This window comes from Rhodococcus sp. T2V (genome assembly GCF_029269925.1).
In the GTDB taxonomy this organism is placed as follows: Bacteria; Actinomycetota; Actinomycetes; order Mycobacteriales; family Mycobacteriaceae; genus Rhodococcus_F; species Rhodococcus_F koreensis.
Window position 1 is genome coordinate 33,194 of sequence record NZ_JARJBD010000058.1, and the last position, 13,181, is coordinate 46,374.

General features: G+C 69.1%; 13 protein-coding genes. 7 read left to right on the forward strand and 6 right to left on the reverse strand.

The genetic code is table 11. The features are described from left to right. Positions 1-92: 92 nt before the first annotated feature. The 3 genes from P3H15_RS35175 to P3H15_RS35185 all read left to right on the forward strand — a co-directional run bounded on the left by P3H15_RS35175 (position 93) and on the right by P3H15_RS35185 (position 3,049). Positions 93-791, forward strand: coding sequence for a TetR family transcriptional regulator (locus P3H15_RS35175; protein ID WP_276141483.1), 699 nt, complete (start codon positions 93-95; stop codon positions 789-791). 174 nt (positions 792-965) lie between these two features. Continuing rightward, the gene (locus P3H15_RS35180; protein ID WP_276141484.1) at positions 966-2,126 is read left to right on the forward strand and encodes an acyl-CoA dehydrogenase; all 1,161 of its coding nucleotides are present in this window, start codon (positions 966-968) and stop codon (positions 2,124-2,126) included. A 74-nt stretch (positions 2,127-2,200) separates the two neighbouring features. Beyond that, positions 2,201-3,049, forward strand: a complete 849-nt coding sequence (locus P3H15_RS35185) for a 3-hydroxybutyryl-CoA dehydrogenase (RefSeq protein ID WP_276141485.1) — start codon at positions 2,201-2,203, stop codon at positions 3,047-3,049. On the opposite strand, the gene ubiG is transcribed toward P3H15_RS35185, so the two are convergent. Further along, positions 3,040-3,879 (reverse strand): bifunctional 2-polyprenyl-6-hydroxyphenol methylase/3-demethylubiquinol 3-O-methyltransferase UbiG, encoded by an 840-nt coding sequence (ubiG, locus tag P3H15_RS35190; protein WP_346348813.1) that lies wholly within the window; start codon positions 3,877-3,879, stop codon positions 3,040-3,042. The genes P3H15_RS35185 and ubiG overlap by 10 nt on opposite strands. Positions 3,880-3,970: 91 nt before the next feature. On the opposite strand from ubiG, the gene P3H15_RS35195 reads away from it, so the two are divergent. Both P3H15_RS35195 and P3H15_RS35200 read left to right on the forward strand, forming a co-directional pair. Next, positions 3,971-5,215 (forward strand): hypothetical protein, encoded by a 1,245-nt coding sequence (locus P3H15_RS35195; protein WP_276141487.1) that lies wholly within the window; start codon positions 3,971-3,973, stop codon positions 5,213-5,215. Between the two features lie 86 nt (positions 5,216-5,301). Then, positions 5,302-6,750, forward strand: a complete 1,449-nt coding sequence (locus P3H15_RS35200; RefSeq protein WP_276141488.1) for an MFS transporter — start codon at positions 5,302-5,304, stop codon at positions 6,748-6,750. Between the two features lie 12 nt (positions 6,751-6,762). On the opposite strand, the gene P3H15_RS35205 is transcribed toward P3H15_RS35200, so the two are convergent. Then, complete coding sequence (locus P3H15_RS35205; protein WP_276141489.1) at positions 6,763-7,176, reverse strand: hypothetical protein; 414 nt, start codon at positions 7,174-7,176, stop codon at positions 6,763-6,765. Between the two features lie 53 nt (positions 7,177-7,229). Further along, the gene (locus P3H15_RS35210; protein WP_276141490.1) at positions 7,230-7,394 is read right to left on the reverse strand and encodes a hypothetical protein; all 165 of its coding nucleotides are present in this window, start codon (positions 7,392-7,394) and stop codon (positions 7,230-7,232) included. On the opposite strand from P3H15_RS35210, the gene P3H15_RS35215 reads away from it, so the two are divergent. Next, a complete protein-coding gene (locus tag P3H15_RS35215; RefSeq protein ID WP_276141492.1) occupies positions 7,374-8,864 on the forward strand; it encodes an MFS transporter in 1,491 nt (496 codons plus the stop codon). The two genes, P3H15_RS35210 and P3H15_RS35215, sit on opposite strands and share 21 nt — an antisense overlap. 34 nt (positions 8,865-8,898) lie before the next feature. After that, positions 8,899-9,282 (forward strand): RNA-binding S4 domain-containing protein, encoded by a 384-nt coding sequence (locus P3H15_RS35220; protein WP_015888907.1) that lies wholly within the window; start codon positions 8,899-8,901, stop codon positions 9,280-9,282. Between the two features lie 4 nt (positions 9,283-9,286). On the opposite strand, the gene P3H15_RS35225 is transcribed toward P3H15_RS35220, so the two are convergent. From P3H15_RS35225 to P3H15_RS35235, 3 genes are all read right to left on the reverse strand, one after another. Next, entirely contained in the window at positions 9,287-10,201 is a 915-nt protein-coding gene (locus P3H15_RS35225) for a diacylglycerol kinase (protein ID WP_276141493.1), read from the reverse strand. Next, complete coding sequence (locus P3H15_RS35230; RefSeq protein ID WP_276141507.1) at positions 10,198-11,778, reverse strand: FAD-binding oxidoreductase; 1,581 nt, start codon at positions 11,776-11,778, stop codon at positions 10,198-10,200. Before P3H15_RS35230 ends, P3H15_RS35225 begins: the two co-directional genes overlap by 4 nt. 82 nt (positions 11,779-11,860) lie before the next feature. Beyond that, positions 11,861-13,138, reverse strand: a complete 1,278-nt coding sequence (locus P3H15_RS35235; RefSeq protein ID WP_276141494.1) for a nitrate/nitrite transporter — start codon at positions 13,136-13,138, stop codon at positions 11,861-11,863. Between the last annotated feature and the right edge of the window lie 43 nt (positions 13,139-13,181).

A 13,181-nucleotide genomic window follows, 5' to 3' on the forward strand; every position in this document is an offset into this window, starting at 1 on the left:
CAGGACGGACGCACTCTTTCGAGTATCCGCCCGCGCGGTGTTCCGGGTCCAGGGCACTGCGGGTCCAATGCCGCCGATGGATACTGGGCCTCATGACCGAGCGCGTCGACACACCCGGCATCGATCCCGCGGACTTCCGCGTCCACGTGGTGGCGCAGGCCATCCGGCTGTTCTCCGAGAACGGGTACGAGGCGACGACCGTCGAGCAGATCGCGTCGGCCGCCGGGGTGTCCCGGCGGACGTTCTTCCGCCAGTTCCGCTCCAAGGAGGACGTGATCTTCGCCGATCACGAATCACTGTTTCAGCAGGCAGAGGACCATCTGACCACGGAAACCGACGACCCGTGGGCGGCGGTCTGCAGGACGGCGGGCCTGGTCTTCGACAGGTTCCGGGAGAACCGGGAACTGGCGGTGCGCCGGTACCAGGTGGTCCAGAGGGTTCCCGCACTCCGCGACCGGGAGATCGTCACCGGCGTCCGCTACGAGCGGTTGTTCGTCGACTACCTGCGCGGCGTCGTGCCCACCCAACCGGTCCTGAAGGTCATCGGATTCGCGGCCGCTGTCACCGCGTGCCACAACTTTCTGCTTCGGAACATGATCAAGGGCGACCCGGATGCCACCGCGGAGGAACTCGAGCGGGCCCTGCTCGACGTGCGCCGGACGTTCGGCGTCGCTCCGGGGGCATCCACGCAGGAAGAGGACGCCGTACTGGTGGTCTCGTACCCGCCGGGGACTCCCGTGGAGGAGATCACCGGGCGCATCCGGACGCAGTTGTCCCGGCGCCGGGACTGAGCGGCCGAAGGTGACGATACCCACCCTTGACTGGCACTCAGTGCCGTGGTTGACTGCACTCCAGTGGCAGTAGTTTGCCGACCACGAACGTTGCGGCCCACCTGAACGGAAATAGATCTGGCACGGAGTGCCGCTCAGAATCGGTGCCGTCGAGACCCAGCAAGGAGCGCCCCCATGGCCGGAAATCCGGACTTCGATCTGTTCAAGCTCGGTGAAGAGCACGACGAACTGCGGTCCGCGATCCGCGCGCTCTCCGAGAAGGAGATCGCACCCCACGCGAAGGAAGTCGACGAGGATTCGCGCTTCCCCGAAGAGGCGCTGCAGGCCCTCGTGAACTCCGGCTTCAACGCCATCCACGTCCCCGAGCAGTACGACGGGCAGGGTGCCGACTCCGTCGCCACCTGCATCGTCATCGAAGAGGTCGCCCGCGTCTGCGGCTCCTCCTCCCTGATCCCCGCCGTCAACAAGCTCGGCACCATGGGCCTGATCCTCAACGGCTCCGAGGAACTCAAGCAGCAGGTCCTGCCGCAGCTCGCGTCCGGCGAGGCGATGGCGTCGTACGCGCTGTCCGAGCGCGAAGCCGGTTCGGACGCCGCGAGCATGCGCACCCGCGCCAAGGCCGACGGCGACGACTGGATCCTCAACGGGTCCAAGTGCTGGATCACCAACGGTGGCAAGTCCAGCTGGTACACCGTCATGGCCGTCACCGACGCCGACAAGGGAGCCAACGGCATCTCCGCGTTCATGGTCCACAAGGACGACGAAGGATTCGTCGTCGGACCGAAGGAGAAGAAGCTCGGCATCAAGGGTTCGCCCACCGCCGAGCTGTACTTCGAGAACTGCAAGATCCCCGGCGACCGCATCATCGGCGAGCCCGGCACCGGTTTCAAGACGGCGCTGCAGACCCTCGACCACACCCGTCCCACCATCGGCGCGCAGGCAGTCGGCCTCGCACAGGGCGCCCTCGACGCCGCCCTCGACTACACCAAGGACCGCAAGCAGTTCGGCAAGTCGATCAGCGACTTCCAGGCCGTGCAGTTCATGCTCGCCGACATGGCGATGAAGGTCGAGGCCGCGCGCCTCATGGTCTACACCTCCGCGGCACGCGCCGAGCGCGGCGAGAAGAACCTCGGTTTCATCTCCGCGGCAGCCAAGTGCTTCGCCTCCGACGTCGCGATGGAAGTCACCATCGACGCCGTCCAGCTGTTCGGTGGCGCCGGCTACACGACGGACTTCCCTGTCGAGCGGATGATGCGTGATGCGAAGATCACACAGATCTACGAAGGCACGAACCAGATTCAGCGCGTCGTGATGTCGCGTGCACTGTTGAAGTAGGCGGCTACGCCGCCCGTGCGTGGTTAGCGAGTCTCTGGACTCGCTAACCACGCACGGCTACGTGAGGAGAATTTGTGGAACTAGTAGGCGTGATCGGCGGCGGCACCATGGGTGCCGGCATCGCCGAAGTATGTATCAAGGCCGGCAGCTCGGTTCTCATCCTCGAGACGAAGCCGGAGTTCGCCGAGGCCGCGCAGGCCCGGATCGAGAAGTCCCTCGCCCGCGGGGTCAAGGCGGGCAAGCTCGACCAGGAGGCCGCGGACGCCGCGCTCGCCCGGGTGCGGGTCACCCTCGACATCGACGACTTCGCCGACCGCGACCTCGTCATCGAGGCGGCGCCGGAGATCGAAGCCCTCAAGGTCGACATCTTCCAGAAGCTCGACAAGGTCGTGAAGCCGTCCGGCATCCTCGCGTCCAACACGTCGTCCATCCCGCTGATCAAGATGGCCAACGCCACGCAGCGTCCCGGGCAGGTCGTGGGTGTCCATTTCTTCAACCCGGTGCCGGTGATGCCGCTGGTGGAGATCGTGGTCAGCCTCGTCACGTCGGAGGAGACCGTTACCGCGGTCACCGACTACGCGAAGAACACGCTGCGCAAGAAGACGGTGCGAGCCGGTGACCGCGCGGGATTCATCGTGAACGCGCTGCTCATCCCGTACCTCACGTCGGCGGTCCGGATGCTCGAGTCGGGTTACGCCACCGCCGAGGACATCGACGAGGCCATGAAGGGCGGCTGCGGGTACCCGATGGGTCCGCTGACGCTGATCGACACCGTCGGTCTCGACATCACGCTCGCCGCCGCGGAGTCGCTGTACGCGGAGTTCGCCGAGCCGCACTACGCTCCCCCGACGCTGCTCAAGCGCAAGGTGGATGCCGGGCACCTCGGCAAGAAGAGCGGCAAGGGCTTCTACGACTACAGCTGATCGCGCCCGTCCGGGAGCCCGTCGCGTTGTCGCGGCGGGCTTTCGCCGTTCGCGACGGCGTATCCCATGTACGAGATGGCCGTGCTCCGGATCTGCCCGAAGTCGAGGCGGCGGCTCAACTCCCCGTAGCTGAGCCGGGTTCCGCCCGCCCGGGCGAGGTCGAGGAGCCGGAGCGGATTCCTCGACCGCGGCCCGAGCCCGACGATCTCGCCGAGCCGCAGGTCGCGGCGCTCCAGGATCGCCGTCAGCTCCGCGGGACGGATGCACATCGACCAGTCGTGGATGGGGGTGTCGAACATCCGCGTCATCCGCCACTCCTGCATGATCTTGATGGCGACCAGCTTGCTGACGAACGTGCGGTTGATGGTGTCGAACAGGTACAGGCCGCCGGGTTTCAGCACGCGGGACGTCTCGGCGATCACTTTGCCCAGATCCGACACGTGCTCGAGGACGTCGCAGCAGTAGACGACGTCGAACGTGGAGTCCGGCACGGGGAGTCGCTCGCCCGACCCGATGCGGTACTCGATGTCGAGGTCCGCGCGGGCGGCGTGACGGCGGGCGGTGTCGATCGACACCGGGGACGGATCGATGCCCGTCACACGGAAACCGATGCGGGTGAACTCCTCCGCGAGGAACCCGCCACCCGACCCGACGTCGAGGGCACGCAGACCGCGATAGTCACGACCGATCGTCTCGCCGAGCACCTTGCGGAAGTAGGCGAATCGTCCCGGCGTCAGGCTTCCGTGCAGCAGGTTGAGCGGGTTGTCCTCCTCCCACCACGACTCCCCCACCCGGTTGTAGACGTCGTTGTCGATGACCAAGCCGACCACCCCTTCTCTGCCGTCCGCACAGCGACGACGTCCAGCCTTCTCCTGCGCGTCGGTCACTTCAAGGCCGACACCCGTGCGCAATGCTCGGAGGATGACTTTCCGGATCTCGCACGTGTGCCTGCTGCTGGGCGGGTTCGTCGCGGGAATTGCGTTGACGTCCACCGGGTCCGGTGGGTTCGTGTTCGTCGTGGGCCGTGAGGTCCTGGACGTGTCGTATCTCTATCCCGCGGTCGGCGCCACCCTCGCCGCGGTCGTCGCAGTCCTGGTGACGGTGCTGGTTCGGGCCCGCCGGGGCCTGTCTGCGCTGTCGTTCGGCGGCCTCGCACTGCTGGGTGTCGCCCGTTCGATCGGGCCGTGGGACTTCGAGATGTTCCTCGGCGGCGTCGCTGCGGGACTTCTCCTCGGCGCTCTCGTCGGGCTGTGCGCCACCGCCGACCTCGAGTGGTTGCAGACCGCACTCGCGACGGGTGTCGTCGCCGGGATCCTCCTCGACGGACCGATCGAGCACATCCGGATATCCCTTCCCCGTCGCTACGCGGACTACGTTCCCGAACCCACCGTCGATCCGGCGGCGCTGGTCGTCCTCGCGCTCACGGCCGTGGTTCTGGCCGTGGCGTTGCGGTCCGGCGACTTCGGCGAGCGGGCGGACCTCCCGGTGAGCAGGCGCGCCGTCGTCGCCGGGATCGTGGTGCCGCTGGTCGGGCTGGTGCTGTGCTGGTGGTTCGTTCACCAGGCGTGGGACGTGGACTCCGACGACGGAATGCGGGGCCGGTGGGTGTTCGGGATCGTCCTCGTCGCGGTGGTGATCGCCGCCGCGCTGTGGCTGGAGGGCCGCACCGGGATCGTGTTACTCGCCGCGATGGCGCTCGTCGCCACGGGCGGCATCGGCAGATCTGCGTTCCCGGACTCCTGGCCGTGGCTGCTGGTGCCCGCGGCACTGTCACTCGCGGGCGCCGTGCTCGGACGGCGTTTCCCGCGGCCGGTTCTCGGCATCGCGGCGCTCGCGATGGTCGCCGCGTCGGCAGTGTTCGAGCACCCGCCGTGGGACAACCTGCAACTCGGCGCGATGTGGCTGCTCCTTCCGCTCGCGGCCACGTACACGTTCGCGTCGAGCCTGCCGTCGAGCGGACCGGTCACTGCGGCGGCGCTGGCGATCCCCGCCGCGCTCACCGTCCCGCTGGTCGTCGACTACGGGTGGACGGCGTACACGCCGCTCACCACATCGGCGACCACGCAGTGGCCGGACTCGTGGGGGTGGACGTCCACGGGAGTGTCCGTGGCCGCCGTGGTCGCGTACGGCCTCACCGCCGCCTACCTCGGAAAACGCCCCTCCTGACCAATATGCAGGATACATACGTTGTGCACCATGCATAGCTTGTGTATGGTGCACAAATTGTGTTTCGCAACGTCAAGGAGATTCGTGTGGACAGTCCGACGCCCGTCGTCCGCCCGGGCGGCCTCGTCGCCGTGCTGGCATTCACCGGCATCGTCGCCGCACTCATGCAGACCCTCGTGGTGCCGCTGATCGGCGACCTGCCCCGACTGCTCGACACGACCGCCTCCAACGCGTCCTGGGTGATCACCGCGACGCTGCTCGCCGGCGCCGTGGCCACCCCGGTCACGGGACGTCTCGGCGACCTCTACGGCAAGCGTCGAATGATGCTGATCTGCACGGTGCCGCTAGTCCTGGGCTCGGTGGTCTGCGCACTCGCGACGACCCTGGCCCCGATGGTCATCGGCCGGGGACTGCAGGGCGTCGGGGTGGGCCTGATTCCGCTGGGAATCAGCGCGCTGCGGGACCTGCTGCCGCCCGAGCGCCTGCACTCCTCCATCGCCCTGATGAGCTCGTCGATGGGCATCGGCGGCGCCCTCGGCCTGCCGCTCGCCGCGACGGTCGCCGAGAACGCCTCATGGCGGGTGCTGTTCTGGGGCGCCGCCGGGCTCAGCGCGGTGATCGCCGTGCTGCTCTGGTACTTCGTGCCCGCCACCCCGGTGCACGGCACCCGGGGCCGCTTCGATCCCGTCGGGGCGGTCGGGCTCGGCGTCGGACTGGTGTGCCTGCTGCTGGCCGTGTCCAAGGGTGCCGACTGGGGCTGGACGAGCGGCACCACCCTCGGCCTGTTCGCGGCCACGGTCATCGTGTTGACGGCGTGGGGCTGGTGGGAACTCCGCACTCCGCAGCCCCTCGTCGACCTGCGGGTCATCGCGGGACGTCAGGTGCTGCTGACCAACGCCGCGTCCGTCGTCGTCGGCTTCGCGATGTACGCCCAGTCGCTGATCGTTCCGCAACTCCTGCAGTTGCCCGCGTCGACGGGATACGGCCTGGGACAGTCGATGCTGGCGATGGGTCTGTGGATGGCCCCGTCGGGCCTGATGATGATGGCGGTGTCCCCGTTCGGCGCGAAGCTGTCGTCGACCCGCGGACCGAAGGTCACGCTGCTCGTCGGCAGCCTCGTCATCGCCCTCGGCTACGGGTCGTCGATGTTCCTGATGGGGTCGACGTGGGGGCTGGTCGTGGTGACCTGTATCTGCGGCGCGGGCGTCGGTCTCGCCTACGGCGCGATGCCCGCCCTCGTGATGAGCGCCGTGCCGCAGTCCGCGACGGCGTCCGCGAACAGCGTGAACTCGCTGATGCGCTCGGTGGGCACGTCGGTGTCCGCGGCCGTCGTCGGCGTGGTCCTGGCGCAGATGAGCGTGCAGGTCGCGGGCCACACCCTGCCCACCGAGGGCGGATTCCGGACCGGTTTGCTGATCGGTTGCGGTGTCGCGCTCGTCGCCGCGGCCATCACCCTGGCAATTCCCACCCGACGTGCCGCCTCCGCGGCGCCGAACACGGCTCCCACCGAACCGCTCGCGTCGTCGAAGGTCTAGCCGTCGACCGCCCTACTTGTGCAGGGCGTATCCGGCCACGGGGTTGCCGTTGATGTAGACGGTGCCCTCGTAGGTCCCGTCCGGCCTCGGGGTGATCCGGTCGGTGAGGAAATTCAGGCCGGACGGGCTGTAGTCGGTGACGAGGGAGCCGCCCGGCTCCGGGGTGGTCATGCCGAAGACGTAGGGGAAGAACACCCCGAAGTTGTCCATGACCCACCCGCGCCCGAACGTCTTTCCCTTCCAGATCAGGTCGGCACCGGGAAGGTTCGTCGTTCCGACATAGGTACCGGCGGGCATCGGCACGGGCAGCGGGACCGGGACGGGCATGGGTGCCGGGACCGGATCCGCCGCGGACGTCCCCGCGCCGACGAGAGACAGGCCGGCCACCGCGACGGCCCCGACTGCGACCTTGCGCTTGATGTCCATGAGTACTCCGTCTGTCGAGGTTCGTGCCGGACAGTGTCGCACGCGCACGGCCGTCACAGGGCGAGTGTGGAGAAGATGCTGTTCGGATCGTTGCCGTAGTCCAGCGGCGTCGCACACACGACGTCGAGTATGCCGAAGCCGGCGCCGGAATTCGCAACGAGCGCCGCACCGCGCGGATCGCGGCGCACCATGGGGAGGTGACCGAGACCGTTCTGCACCTGAGCACCCGCCGGGGGCGGTGGGTCGTCGTCGCCACCGTGCTGGGCTCGAGCCTCGCGCTGCTGGACGGCACGGTGGTGAACATCGCCCTGCCGCACATCGGCGAGGACCTCGGATCGGGTGTCGCGGGACTGCAGTGGATCCTCAGCGGCTACACCCTGGCCCTGGCGTCGCTGATCCTGCTGGGCGGGGCGCTCGGGGACCGCTGGGGCAGGCGCCGCGTCTTCGTCTGGGGGACGGTGTGGTTCGCGGCGGCATCCCTGTTGTGCGGCGTCGCGCCCGACATCACTTTCCTCGTGATCGCACGGATTCTGCAGGGCGTCGGGGCCGCGATGCTGACCCCCGGCAGTCTCGCGCTGATCTCGGCGTCGATCCACGAGGACGACCGGGGCGCCGCGATCGGACTGTGGTCGGGGCTCGGCGGGGTCGCGGGCGCCATCGGACCTCTGCTGGGCGGCTGGCTGGTGGAGGTGGCCGGCTGGCGGTCGGTGTTCCTGCTCAATCTTCCGCTCGCCGCGCTCGTCGTGTGGGCGTCGATGCGGCACGTCCCGGAGAGCCGGGACCCGCACCCGCCCGATCACCTCGACGTACTCGGTTCGGCGTGCGCGGTGATCGGCCTGGGCGCGCTCACCTACGGTCTGATCGAGATGAACCTGATCGCCGGGGTGGTCGGCGCCGTCGTGCTGATCGCATTCGTCGTCGTGGAGGTGCGTTCACCGAACGCGTTGGTGCCGCCGAGCCTGTTCGCGTCGCGGATGTTCGTGGCGGCGAACCTGGTGACGCTCGCCGTGTACGCCGCGCTCGGCGGCGTCTTCTTCCTGCTGGTGCTGCAGCTGCAGTTGGTGGCCGGGTACTCGCCGATCGAGGCCGGGCTGGCCACCATCCCGATCACGCTGGCGATGCTGGCGTTCTCCTCCCGCGCCGGCAGCTACGCCCAGACCCACGGCCCGCGACTGCCGATGACCGTCGGGCCCGCCCTCGCAGCGGTCGGGCTGCTGTTGATGACGCGGATCGGGCCGGACGCGAGCTATTGGACGGTCGTGCTTCCCGGCGTCGTCGTGTTCGGTCTCGGACTGTCCGCCATGGTCGCGCCGCTGACCGCGGCCGTGCTCGGATCGGTCCCGGTGGAACAGTCGGGCATCGCGTCCGGGGTGAACAACGCGGTCGCGCGCACCAGCCAGCTGCTGGCGGTGGCCGCGCTCCCCGGGATCGCCGGGATCGACGCCGAGAGCATGCTCGACCCCACCAGCTTCTCGGACGGCTTCCGCATCGCGATGTTCGTCTGCATCGCACTGCTCCTCGTCGGGGCGGCCATCGCCGCGGCCCTGATCCGGGCGCCCGCCGCACCGGCTCCCGCCCCGCGCGGTCCGATCCCGGAGTCGATCGCGTGCAAACCGCATTGCGACGTCACCGGTCCCGCGGTACAACCGGCGCTCGCGCGGCCCGGCCCCACCCCGCCGGAGGGATGACGCGCCTGCGGGCACGCTTTCGTATCCTGGTCGGGTGGCGATTTCCGGTACCGACCCGTCGAGCGTCCGGGTCGACAGCTGGACGTGGGCGATCCGGCTGTTCAAGACGCGTTCCGCGGCGGCGGCCGCGTGCAGGTCGGGGCACGTGCGGGTCAACGGCAGCACCGCGAAACCGGCGCAGCCGGTCAAGGCAGGCGACGAGGTCCGCATCCGCGCGGCCGGTGTCGAACGGATCGTCGAGGTGATCCGGCCGATCACCAAACGGGTCGGCGCGGTGGTGGCCGTCGAGTGCTACACCGACAACACACCACCACCCCCACCGCGCGAGGTCCTCGCGTCGATCCCGCAGCGCGACCGCGGCGCGGGCAGGCCCACCAAACGCGAACGCCGCGAGATGGACCGGTTGCGCGGGCTGTGAGCGCTCAGGCCGGGGTGTGGCTGAGGATCCGCAGCGCGGCAGGCACCGCCTCGATGGTGACCGGCAGCGGGCCGACGCGGTCGCCGTCCGCGTACGCCGTGATGCCGTCGCACTGCAGTCGCACCGTCCGCGAGCGGTAGGTCTGCACGTCGGGGAGTTCCACGTGGGTGCCCTTGTAGACGCGGGGGAACAGCCGGACCAGCCTCGACCGGCGGCCGTAGTCGACGACGGTGACGTCGAGCAGTCCGTCGGTCTTGTCGGCGTTCGGGCAGATCTGCATCCCGCCGCCGTAGGAGCGGCCGTTGCCGACGGCGACGAGTGTCGCGTCGACCTCGAAGGTCTGGTCGTCGAGTTCGATGCGGTAGTGCAGCGGGCGGAGTTGCGTCAGTTCGGCGAGCATCGCCAGGTTGTACCGCATCGGGCCCTTCGGCCAGGACATCCGGTTGGCGCGGTCGGTGACGAGTGAGTCGAAACCGCTCGCGACGATCGTGCCCGCCCACACGACCGCACCGCTCTCGAGGGTGATCCTGGCGAGGTCGGATTCCTGCACCTCGCCGTCCGCGATGACGTCGGCGGCCGCGACGGGGTCGCCGACGGGGATGCCGAATTCGCGCGCATGGTCGTTGCCGGTGCCTGCCGGGATCAGGCCGACCGGTGTCCCGGACTGCGCTGCCGCCTGCAATCCGATGCTGATGGCGCCGTCTCCCCCGACGACGACGAGCGCATCGGTGCCGTCGTCGATGGCCCGCCGGGCCAGCGCGCGCGCGTGATCGGCGTCCGTTCCGATGATTTCGGTGACGGCGACGCCGCGTTCCCGCAGGCGTGCGACCCCCTTGCGCCCGGCGACCGGCGCGTGGCCGTGCCCGGCGAGCGGGTTGACGAGGACGGTGACCTTCTCGATCACCTGCTGCGTGCTCACGGAATCAGCTTGCCGGGGTTGAGGATTCCCGCGGGATCGACGGCGTCCTTGACCGCCCGCAGAATCGTGACGCCCAGATCGCCGATCTCGTCCCGCATCCACGGGCGGTGGTCGACGCCGACCGCATGGTGGTGCGTGATGGTTCCGCCGGCGGCGACGATCGCGTCCCCGGCGGCGGTCTTGGCCTTCCGCCACTGCTCGATCGGGTCGTCCGCCTGCGCGGACACGACGGTGAAGTACAGCGAGGCGCCCGTCGGATACGTGTGCGAGATGTGGCAGAGGACGAGCGGCGGGGTGCCCTGCGCCGACAGCGATTCCGTCAGCGCGGTGGTGACGGCCACGCGGAGGGCGGCGAGGTTGCCCCACGTGGTCGCGGTTTCCAGCGTCTCGCACAGCGCTCCCGCGTCGAGCAGCGAGTCGCGCAGGTACGGTGCGTCGAAACGGCCGTGCTCCCAGCCGTTTCCGGGTTCTTCGCCCAGCGACGTGCCGCCGTGCGCCCGCAGCACCGCGCGGGCCTCCGCCGACCGTTCCGCGGTGTGCTCGGCGGTGCCCTCGAACGTGGTGATCGCCAGGCAGCCGCCGGTGACGGTCTCCTCGCCGATCTTGTCGGTGGTCGCCAGGTTCACCGCCGTTTCCGCCTCGTCGGACAGTCGCAGCACGGTCGGGACCGCACCCTCCTGCCGCAGCGCACGCAGTGCGGCCGCGCCGGTCTCGAAGTCGGGGAACCGCCAGCCCTCCCGGACGGTGGTGGCCGGGACCGCGTGCACGCGCACCCGCACCCGGGTGATGACGCCGAGCGTGCCCTCCGACCCGACGAACAGTTCGCCGAGGTCCGGGCCTGCCGCGGACGCCGGGGCACGCCCCGTGTCGAGGGTTCCGGTGGGGGTCACCACTCGCAGTCCCTGCACCATGTCCTCGAACCGCCCGTACCCCGCGGACGCCTGCCCCGACGACCGGGTGGCCGCGAAGCCGCCGATGGTCGCGAACATGAAACTCTGCGGGAAGTGCCCGAGCGAGAAGCCGTGCGCGCCGAGCAGTTCCTCGGCGAGCGGACCGGTCACGCCCGCTCCGAGCGTCGCGATGCCGGAGTCGGTGTCGAGGTCGATCAGCGAGTCGAACCGGCGCAGGTCCAGTGAGACGACGGCGTCGAATCGGTCGCGCACGGGGTCGAGTCCGCCGACGACGCTGGTTCCGCCGCCGAACGGGACCACGGCGATGCCGTTGGCGGCGCAGTACCGGAGCACGTCGGCGACCTCGGCGTCGGTGCCGGGGGTGACGACGGCGTCGGGCGCGTTCTGGGGTTCGGTGCTGCGGCGGCGCAACAGGTCGAGCGTGCTCTTGCCGCCGGAGCGCAGCAGCCGGTCGGTGTGTGCGGTGCCGGCGAACTGCTCTCCGACGATGCCCGCAAGCGCGGTGACGTGCTGGTCGGACAGTGCGCTCGGAGCGAGGACGGCGTCGTCGGCCGCCCGCTCGGAGGGTTCCCTGATGGTGACTCCGAGGGCCTGCTGCAGCAGCCCCTTGATGCCGTCCGAGAGGACCTTGTGCTTCTCGGGCGCACCCCAGGCGTCCCACTGCATCGGGGGTGCCGTCAGGACGGCGTGATCTTCCGAACGCTCATTGCTCATGCGTTATAGTGTTACATATCATGTAAGAGTGTAACTAGCCCTTCGGGCGATCGCCCCGCTCCCGCCACACCTGCCGGATCGGCCGCAGCACCAGTCCCATCTGCTTCCGCGTCTTCCCCCGCGTCACCAGAACCCCGGTGATCGCCACGATCCAGACGGGATACTGCACGAGCCAGGCCACCCGGAAACTGTCGAACGAGTACCCTCCCATCGCGTCGAGGATGAGCCCCATCGCCTGAATGACCAGCAACGACGCCAGAAATCCACCGATGTTGACCATTCCCTGCGCGGTACCCATGCTGGTGCTGGGGTTGAACATGCGGGCGTAGTCGAAGCCGATCATCGAACCGGGGCCGCCCACCGAGATCACCATCACCAGAAGCGCCAGCAACCAGATCGGCGCCGGACCCGGCAGTGCCAGCACCACGGTCCACATCGCCGCGTTGCTGATCATGATCGCCAGCACCAGATACGAGCGGCGCATCGGGAACCGGCCGCTGAGGATGCCGATGATCGGCCCGGCCACGATCGCCGAGATCACCGACAGGGTGAGCAGCGAACCGGCCTCGGCCGCCGACAGCCCCTGCGCCGACCTCAGGTACGGCACACCCCACAACAGCGCGAACGTCGTCATCGAGAACTGCGTGCCCATATGGGTGAAGAAGCCCAGCCGGGTGCCGTGCCGCCGCCACACCGCGCGGATCTGCGTTCCCACCTCCCGCAGCCCGGCGGGCGCGGCCACCACCTCGAGACCGGGCGGGGCGTTGCGGATGACGGACACGGCCAGCACGAAGGACAGCAACCCGAGCGACGCCGCCGTGCCGTACGCGAAACTCCAGCCCGGCCCGTTCAGCAGCAGCATCAACGGCAGCGCCGACAGGATCTGACCGATCTGACCGAAGATGCCCGTCAGCTGGGACACGAGCGGGACCCGCCGCGGCGCGAACCATTGCGGCACCAGGCGCAGCACGGAGATGAACGTCATCGCATCGCCGACGCCGACGAACACGCGCGCGGCGACGGCCAGCGGCAGCGAGTCGGTGAGCGCGAGCACCATCTGCGCCGACGCCATGATGAGCGCGCCGGCGGCGATCATGACCCGCGACCCGTACCGGTCGAGGAGCACACCGGCCGGGATCTGCATCCCCGCGTACACCACGATCTGGAGTACGACGAAACTCGACAGCACACTCGGACTGATCGAAAATCGTTCCGACGCCGCGAGCCCCGACACACCGAACGAGGTTCGATGCAGGACGGCGACGATATATGCGACAACCCCGACGCCCCACACCAACCACACTCTGCTCATCGCAGATCAAACTACCCGCCAGCAGGTATTACCCGCTGGGTGA

What these genes read in the sequence shown, in the direction of transcription:
- P3H15_RS35180 (WP_276141484.1), top strand. Translation starts at nt 966, where the DNA reads ATGGCCGGAAATCCGGACTTCGATCTGTTCAAGCTCGGTGAAGAGCAC.
- P3H15_RS35195 (WP_276141487.1), top strand. Translation starts at nt 3,971, where the DNA reads ATGACTTTCCGGATCTCGCACGTGTGCCTGCTGCTGGGCGGGTTCGTC.
- P3H15_RS35205 (WP_276141489.1), bottom strand. Translation starts at nt 7,176, where the DNA reads ATGGACATCAAGCGCAAGGTCGCAGTCGGGGCCGTCGCGGTGGCCGGC.
- P3H15_RS35230 (WP_276141507.1), bottom strand. Translation starts at nt 11,778, where the DNA reads ATGCAGTGGGACGCCTGGGGTGCGCCCGAGAAGCACAAGGTCCTCTCG.
- P3H15_RS35175 (WP_276141483.1), top strand. Translation starts at nt 93, where the DNA reads ATGACCGAGCGCGTCGACACACCCGGCATCGATCCCGCGGACTTCCGC.
- P3H15_RS35235 (WP_276141494.1), bottom strand. Translation starts at nt 13,138, where the DNA reads ATGAGCAGAGTGTGGTTGGTGTGGGGCGTCGGGGTTGTCGCATATATC.